This is a genomic window from Aquabacterium sp., from assembly GCF_021768455.1.
GTDB lineage: Bacteria > Pseudomonadota > Gammaproteobacteria > Burkholderiales > Burkholderiaceae_C > Aquabacterium.
Genome location: NZ_JAIZVX010000037.1, coordinates 21795 through 28355, shown reverse-complemented (window position 1 = coordinate 28355; position 6561 = coordinate 21795). Strand labels below are relative to the sequence as shown.

6 protein-coding genes are annotated in these 6561 nt (G+C 64.5%); 4 read left to right on the top strand and 2 right to left on the bottom strand.

Going from position 1 to position 6561, the window contains the following annotated elements; genetic code table 11:
• The coding region (gene tsaD, locus QZ994_RS07245; protein ID WP_290870297.1) for a tRNA (adenosine(37)-N6)-threonylcarbamoyltransferase complex transferase subunit TsaD at positions 1-854 on the bottom strand (854 nt) is incomplete at its 3' end.
• A gap of 424 nt (positions 855-1278) precedes the next feature.
• On the opposite strand from tsaD, the gene QZ994_RS07240 reads away from it, so the two are divergent.
• From QZ994_RS07240 to QZ994_RS07230, 3 genes are read left to right on the top strand one after another with little or no spacing between them, the layout of a single operon-like run.
• Positions 1279-2523, top strand: coding sequence for a CmpA/NrtA family ABC transporter substrate-binding protein (locus tag QZ994_RS07240; RefSeq protein WP_290870291.1), 1245 nt, complete (start codon positions 1279-1281; stop codon positions 2521-2523).
• Between the two features lie 25 nt (positions 2524-2548).
• The gene (gene ntrB / locus QZ994_RS07235; RefSeq protein WP_290870288.1) at positions 2549-3463 is read left to right on the top strand and encodes a nitrate ABC transporter permease; all 915 of its coding nucleotides are present in this window, start codon (positions 2549-2551) and stop codon (positions 3461-3463) included.
• Positions 3464-3486: 23 nt separating this feature from the next.
• A complete protein-coding gene (locus tag QZ994_RS07230) occupies positions 3487-4287 on the top strand; it encodes an ABC transporter ATP-binding protein (protein ID WP_290870285.1) in 801 nt (266 codons plus the stop codon).
• 132 nt (positions 4288-4419) lie between these two features.
• Here QZ994_RS07230 and lgt read toward each other — a convergent pair whose 3' ends face one another.
• Positions 4420-5223, bottom strand: coding sequence for a prolipoprotein diacylglyceryl transferase (gene lgt / locus QZ994_RS07225; protein WP_290870282.1), 804 nt, complete (start codon positions 5221-5223; stop codon positions 4420-4422).
• 77 nt (positions 5224-5300) lie between these two features.
• On the opposite strand from lgt, the gene QZ994_RS07220 reads away from it, so the two are divergent.
• Positions 5301-6557, top strand: a complete 1257-nt coding sequence (locus tag QZ994_RS07220) for a putative Na+/H+ antiporter (protein WP_290870280.1) — start codon at positions 5301-5303, stop codon at positions 6555-6557.
• Positions 6558-6561: the final 4 nt, after the last annotated feature.

The window sequence follows — 6561 nt, the reverse complement described above, 5'->3', positions numbered from 1 at the left end:
AACCAGTACAAGGGCCGCGCCGAGATCCGCATCGACTGGCTGGAAGCGCTGGCCACCAGTACCTCGACGATGGCCGCCTGGGTGGATGCCGCCAGGTCACGGAGTTCAGCCTGTCGCGCCGGGTCCTGCAAGGCCTCGGGCTGGTCAAGCAGGTTCAAGCGCACAAGGTGGGTGCGCACCGCGGTCTTCAGGCCGGCGAAGGAGAAATCGAGGTTGCCCGAATGCAGCATCGGGCGAGGCAGATCGAAGGCGTCATCGCGCCCGCCTTGGGCCAACTTTGCGAGGTGGGGGCCGCCTGGGTACGGCAGGCCCATGAGTTTGGCGGACTTGTCGAAGGCCTCGCCGGCCGCGTCGTCGACCGTCTCACCCAGCAATTCGTAGCGCCCGACACCGTCCACACGCATCAACTGCGTGTGGCCACCGGACACCAGCAAGGCCACAAAGGGAAAGGCAGGTGGATCGATGGACAGGAAGGGCGACAGCAGGTGTCCTTCCAAGTGGTGCACACCCAGCAAAGGCTTGTTCAGGGCCGCACCCAAGGCGCAGGCCACACCCGCCCCCACCAGCAAGGCGCCCGCCAGGCCCGGGCCCTTGGTGTAGGCCACGACATCGACCTCGGCCATGGTGCGACCGGATTCGGCCAGAACCTGGCGAGCCAGGGGCACCACGCGCCGGATGTGATCGCGCGAGGCCAACTCGGGCACCACCCCGCCATAGGCCTGGTGCATGTCGATCTGGCTGTGAAGGGCGTGGGCCAGCAGGCGGGGCTCGCCGTCGGCCGGCAGGGCCACCAGGGCAAGCCCCGTTTCGTCACAGGAAGATTCGACACCCAGGATCAGGCGCTCGGCTGGCAGGTCAACACGGTCAGGCATGGTGCGAGTGTAGTGCCGCCCTCCTCCCCAACCGAAGGCGGGCTTGTTTGTTGCTCACACCAAGCGGGCGAACAGACACCTTCATCCGCACCTCTCCAAGCTTGCCTGCCCACCCACCAACGCACCAAGACAGCGCGCCCGATGGCCCAACTCAGCCCAACTCGGCACTTGCAGGCCACGCAACGACGCCAACGATGACCAGACAGCGCCAACTTGGTGAAAAAAAGCTGGCACGGGCATTGCGTCAACACAGGAAAGCAAGGTCAACGGCGATCTTGCTGGCCCCGGGTGAGCAGCCATGCTGCCCGGGGCAACCGACAAAGGTGTCTTCGCAGAGCCCGTGCGTCCTTACGCAGGCTCAGCGCAGACACCTTTTTTGTTTTTCAACTCGGGAACGCTTCGCACCATGAACTCGCAGGATCTGAAACTGAGCCGCCGCGCCATCTTGAAAACCGCAGCCGCCGCTGGCGCCATGGGCGTCGTGCCGGGCCTCCAATCCGCCGTCTGGGCCGCAGGCTCCGACAAGCCAGAGCTGGAAGAGGTCAAGATCGGCTTCATCCCCCTGACCGACTGCGCCTCCGTGGTGATGGCCTCGGTGCTGGGCTTCGACAAGAAGTACGGCATCAAGATCATCCCCAGCAAGGAGGCCTCCTGGGCCGGCGTGCGCGACAAGCTGGTCAATGGCGACCTGCACATGTCGCATGTGCTCTATGGCCTGATCTACGGCGTACACCTGGGCATCGGCGGCCCCAAGAAAGACATGGCCGTCCTCATGTCCATCAACAACAATGGTCAGGCCATCACGCTGTCCAAGACCCTCGCCGACAAGGGTGCAGTCGATGGCCCGTCGCTGGCCAAACTGATGGCCAAGGAAAAGCGCGAGTACACCTTTGCCGGCACCTTCCCGACCGGCACACACGCCATGTGGATGCACTACTGGCTCGCCGCTGCAGGAATCAACCCACTCTCGGGCGCCAAACTCATCACGGTGCCTTCACCGCAAATGGTGGCCAACATGCGCGTGGGCAACATGGACGGCTTCTGCGTGGGCGAACCCTGGAACCACCGCGCCATCATGGACGGCATCGGCATCACCGCCAACACCACTCAGGACATCTGGCAGGACCACCCAGAAAAGGTGCTGGGCTGCACGGCCGAGTTCGTCAAGAAGTACCCCAACACCACCCGTGCCGTGATGATGGCCGTGCTGGAAGCCAGCCGCTGGATCGATGCAGGCCTGCAAAACAAGCTGAAGATGGCCGAGACCGTTGCCCAAAAGTCCTACATCAACACCAGCGTGGACGCGATCAACCAACGCATCCTGGGTCGCTACCAGAACGGCTTGGGCAAGACCTGGGACGACCCCAACCACATGAAGTTTTTCAACGATGGCAAGGTCAACTTCCCGTACCTGTCCGATGGCATGTGGTTCCTGACCCAGCACAAGCGCTGGGGCCTGCTGAAAGACCACCCCGACTACCTGGGCGTGGCAAAGCAGATCAACCAGGTCGACCTGTACAAATCGGTCGCGAGCGCCATGGGCATCAGCGTGCCCAAGGACGTCATGCGCACAAGCAAGTTGATTGACGGCGTGGTCTGGGACGGCAAGGACCCGAAGAAGTACGCCGACGGTTTCAAGATCAAGGCCTGATCCAGGCCGAATGAAGGAGTCCTCCATGGTCAGCGCCGTTTTCCACAGCCCCTCCGAAGCCAGCGACGCCTTGCGCGCCGCCCAGGCCAGCAACCCGGCCCCCGCCAAGCCCACATCCCCCATGAGCCAAGCCACCCCGAGCGCACCCGCGCCTTCCCGGAAAATCGCCACCGATTGGGGCGACCTGGCCTTGCGGACCCTGGCGCCGGTCGCGGGCATCGCCCTGCTGATCGCCATCTGGGGCATGCTGACCTTCAAGAGCACGACCTTCCCCACCCCGCTGGCGACGTGGGAGGAGGCGGTCAAGCTGTTCTCCGACCCGTTCTACAGCAATGGCCCGAACGACCAGGGCCTGGGCTGGAACATCCTGTTCTCGCTCAAGCGGGTGGCCGTGGGCTTTGGCCTGGCGGCGCTGGTCGGCATTCCGCTGGGCTTCCTCATCGGTCGCTCGAAGGTGATCGGCGCGATGCTGAATCCGCTGATCAGCCTGCTGCGCCCGGTGTCACCGCTGGCCTGGCTGCCCATCGGCCTGCTGGTGTTCAAGTCGGCTGACCCGGCCGCCATCTGGACGATCTTCATCTGCTCGATCTGGCCCATGATCATCAACACGGCCGTGGGCGTGCAGCGCGTGCCCGAGGACTACCTGAACGTGGCCAAGGTGCTCAACCTGAGCGAGTGGACCATCGTGAAGAAGATCCTGTTCCCCTCGGTGCTGCCCTACATGCTGACGGGTGTGCGCCTCTCGGTGGGCACGGCCTGGCTGGTGATCGTCGCAGCCGAGATGCTGACCGGCGGCGTGGGCATCGGCTTCTGGGTCTGGGACGAGTGGAACAACCTCAATGTGGCCCACATCATCATCGCGATCTTCGTGATCGGCATCGTGGGCCTCCTGCTGGAGAACGCCCTGGTGGCCGTCGCCAAGCGTTTCAGCTTCGAATAAACCCGCACCAAAAGGAATCTGCCATGTCCCATTTCATCGACATCCAGAACGCCGAAATGGTGTTCCACACCAAAAAGGGGCAGTTCCATGCCCTGCGCGAGATCAACCTGGGCATCGACAAAGGCGAGTTCATCGCCCTGATCGGGCACTCTGGCTGCGGCAAATCGACCTTGCTGAACCTGATTGCCGGCCTGATCACGCCCACCGAGGGCGGCCTGATCTGCGACAACCGTGAAATCGCAGGCCCCGGCCCGGAACGCGCCGTGGTGTTCCAGAACCACTCGCTGCTGCCCTGGCTGACCTGTTATCAAAACGTGGAGCTGGCCGTGGAGCGCGTGTTTGGCGCCAAGGAGAGCAAGGCCCAGATCAAACAGCGCACGCTGGATGCGCTGACGCTGGTGGGCATGGGCCACGCCATCCAGAAGCGCCCCAACGAGATCTCGGGCGGCATGAAGCAGCGTGTGGGCATTGCCCGCGCCCTGGCGATGGAACCCAAGGTCCTGCTGATGGACGAGCCTTTTGGTGCCCTGGACGCCCTGACCCGCGCCCACCTGCAGGACGAACTGCTGAAGATCGTGGCCCGCACCAAATCGACCGTGGTGATGGTGACCCACGATGTGGACGAGGCCGTGCTGCTCTCGGACCGCATCGTGATGATGACCAATGGCCCCGCCGCCACCATCGGCGAGGTGCTGAGCGTGCCCCTGGCCCGCCCGCGCAACCGTGTGGCCCTGGCCGAAGACCCGACCTACATCCACTGCCGCAAGGCCGTGCTGGACTTCCTCTACACCCGTCACGGGGTTGCCGACCGGCAGGCCGCCTGACCGCAGCAGGAGTCTGGCACACCGCTTGCATGACATGATGTGATCGCCTGATTCGCCAGAGCCAGGTGGTCTTCCTCAGCGGGGGTCAGTGGGTCCGCGAAAACTCCACCGACCTCTTCACGCCTTCCGGTCTCACGATCGGAAGGCGTTTTTTTTGGCGGCCACCCAAATCAGGGCGCCACCGAGGATCATGGGGACGCACAGCCATTGCCCCATGCTCAGGTTGAGCGCCAGGATCCCCAGGAAACTGTCGGGCTCGCGGAAGTATTCGGCCACGAAGCGGAACACGCCATAACCCAGCAGGAAAGCGCCCGCCACCGCACCCTGGGGTCGAGGCCGGCGAGCGTAAAGCCACAGCAGCAGGAAGAGGGTGATGCCCTCGAGGCCAAACTGATAGAGCTGAGAGGGGTGACGCGGCATCATGGTGCCCGATTGGGGGAAGGCCATGGCCCACGGCAGGCTGGCATCGGCCGCCCTGCCCCACAACTCACCGTTGATGAAGTTGCCGATGCGACCGGCTGCCAGGCCCACCGGCACACATGGCGCCACCAGATCGGCCACCTCGAAGAAATGTCGGCCCTGTCGCCTTGCGTACAAGGCCAGGGCCGCGATCACGCCGAGCAGGCCGCCGTGGAAGGCCATGCCGCCTTGCCAAACGGCCAGGATCTCTTGCGGGTGAGCGAGGTAATGGCCGGGTTTGTAAAAGAGCACGTAGCCCAGTCGCCCGCCGAGCACCACACCCAGCACCCCAAAAAAGAGCAGGTCTTCAACGGCCTGTGTGGTCCAGCCACGGCTGGCAAAAGGCTCGCGACGCGCCCGACTCACGGCCAGGCCGTAAAAGGCGGCAAAGGCCACGAGGTAGGTCAGGCCATACCAGTGCACCTTGAGGGGGCCCAGGGACAGGGCAATCGGGTCGAATTGGGGATGGATCAGCATGGCGCGAACGATAACGCATGCGGCCATCCACATCGGGCACCGAGGGCTTGCACACCGTGCCCTGATAGCATCGGGGCATGAACCCCAGCACCCTCCAGATGATCGGGGCCGGCCTGTTTGCCGTGGCCCTGCTGCACACCTTCTCGACCAAATTTTTCGAGCACCTGGCCCACACGCGGCCAGCCCACGCCGGCCTGTGGCACCTGCTGGGCGAGGTCGAGGTCGTCTTCGGCTTCTGGGCCCTGGTGCTGGTGCTCTCAATGTTCGTGGTGGCCGGCAAGGACTCGGCCACCCACTACCTCGACACCCGCAACTTCACCGAACCGCTGTTCGTGTTTGCCATCATGGTGGTGGCGGCCAGCAAGCCGGTGCAGCAACTCGCCGGCCAGCTCACCCGGTTCCTGACCCGGCTGATCCCGTTGCCTGCCGGCTGGTCGTTTGCGCTGGTGGTGCTGTCGGTGGTGCCCTTGATGGGCTCCTTCATCACCGAGCCCGCCGCCATGACCCTGGCCGCGCTCCTGCTGCGCGATGGTCTTTACCAGCACCCGCTTTCGACCCGGTTGAAGTACGCCGTACTGGGCGTGCTGTTCGTCAACGTTTCGATTGGCGGCACCCTCACCCCTTACGCAGCGCCCCCCGTGCTGATGGTCGCCAAGGCCTGGGGCTGGGACCTCGGCTTCATGCTGACGCACCTGGGCTGGAAGGCTGCGGTCGCGGTGCTGGCCAATGCCGCGGGCCTGGTGTTCCTCTTCCGCAGAGAGCTCAAAGCCCTGCCTCGCGCCACGGCCCCGACCGAAGCCCGCCCTCCCCTGCTGGTCACGGGCATCCACCTGGCCTTTCTGGCGGGCATCGTGGTCTTTGCCCACCACCCCGCGGTCTTCCTGGGCCTGTTCATGTTCTTCCTGGGCTTCACGGCGGCCTATGAGCGCTACCAATCGCCGCTGATCCTGCGAGAAGGGCTGCTGGTCGCCTTCTTCCTGGCTGGCCTGGTGGTGCTGGGCGGCCAGCAACAATGGTGGCTGGAACCCTTGCTGCTGAGCATGGACGCACAGGCCGTGTACTTTGGCGCCACGGCGCTCACCGCCATCACCGACAACGCCGCACTGACCTACCTGGGTTCGCTGGTGCCAGGCCTGAGCGAGCCGTTCAAGTACGCCCTGGTCGCCGGCGCCGTGACGGGCGGTGGCCTGACCATCATCGCCAACGCACCCAACCCGGCAGGCGCCTCCATCCTCAAGGGCGCGTTCGAAGACGAATCCATCAACGCGGGCGGCCTCTTCCTGGCCGCGCTGGGCCCCACCCTGGTGGCGGTGGCCGCCTTTCAGTTGCTGTGAAGAC

Excerpts from the sequence above, each read along its gene's own strand:
- QZ994_RS07230 (WP_290870285.1), top strand. The coding sequence starts at position 3,487 with ATGTCCCATTTCATCGACATCCAGAACGCCGAAATGGTGTTCCACACC.
- QZ994_RS07220 (WP_290870280.1), top strand. The coding sequence starts at position 5,301 with ATGAACCCCAGCACCCTCCAGATGATCGGGGCCGGCCTGTTTGCCGTG.
- ntrB (WP_290870288.1), top strand. The coding sequence starts at position 2,549 with ATGGTCAGCGCCGTTTTCCACAGCCCCTCCGAAGCCAGCGACGCCTTG.
- QZ994_RS07240 (WP_290870291.1), top strand. The coding sequence starts at position 1,279 with ATGAACTCGCAGGATCTGAAACTGAGCCGCCGCGCCATCTTGAAAACC.
- lgt (WP_290870282.1), bottom strand. The coding sequence starts at position 5,223 with ATGCTGATCCATCCCCAATTCGACCCGATTGCCCTGTCCCTGGGCCCC.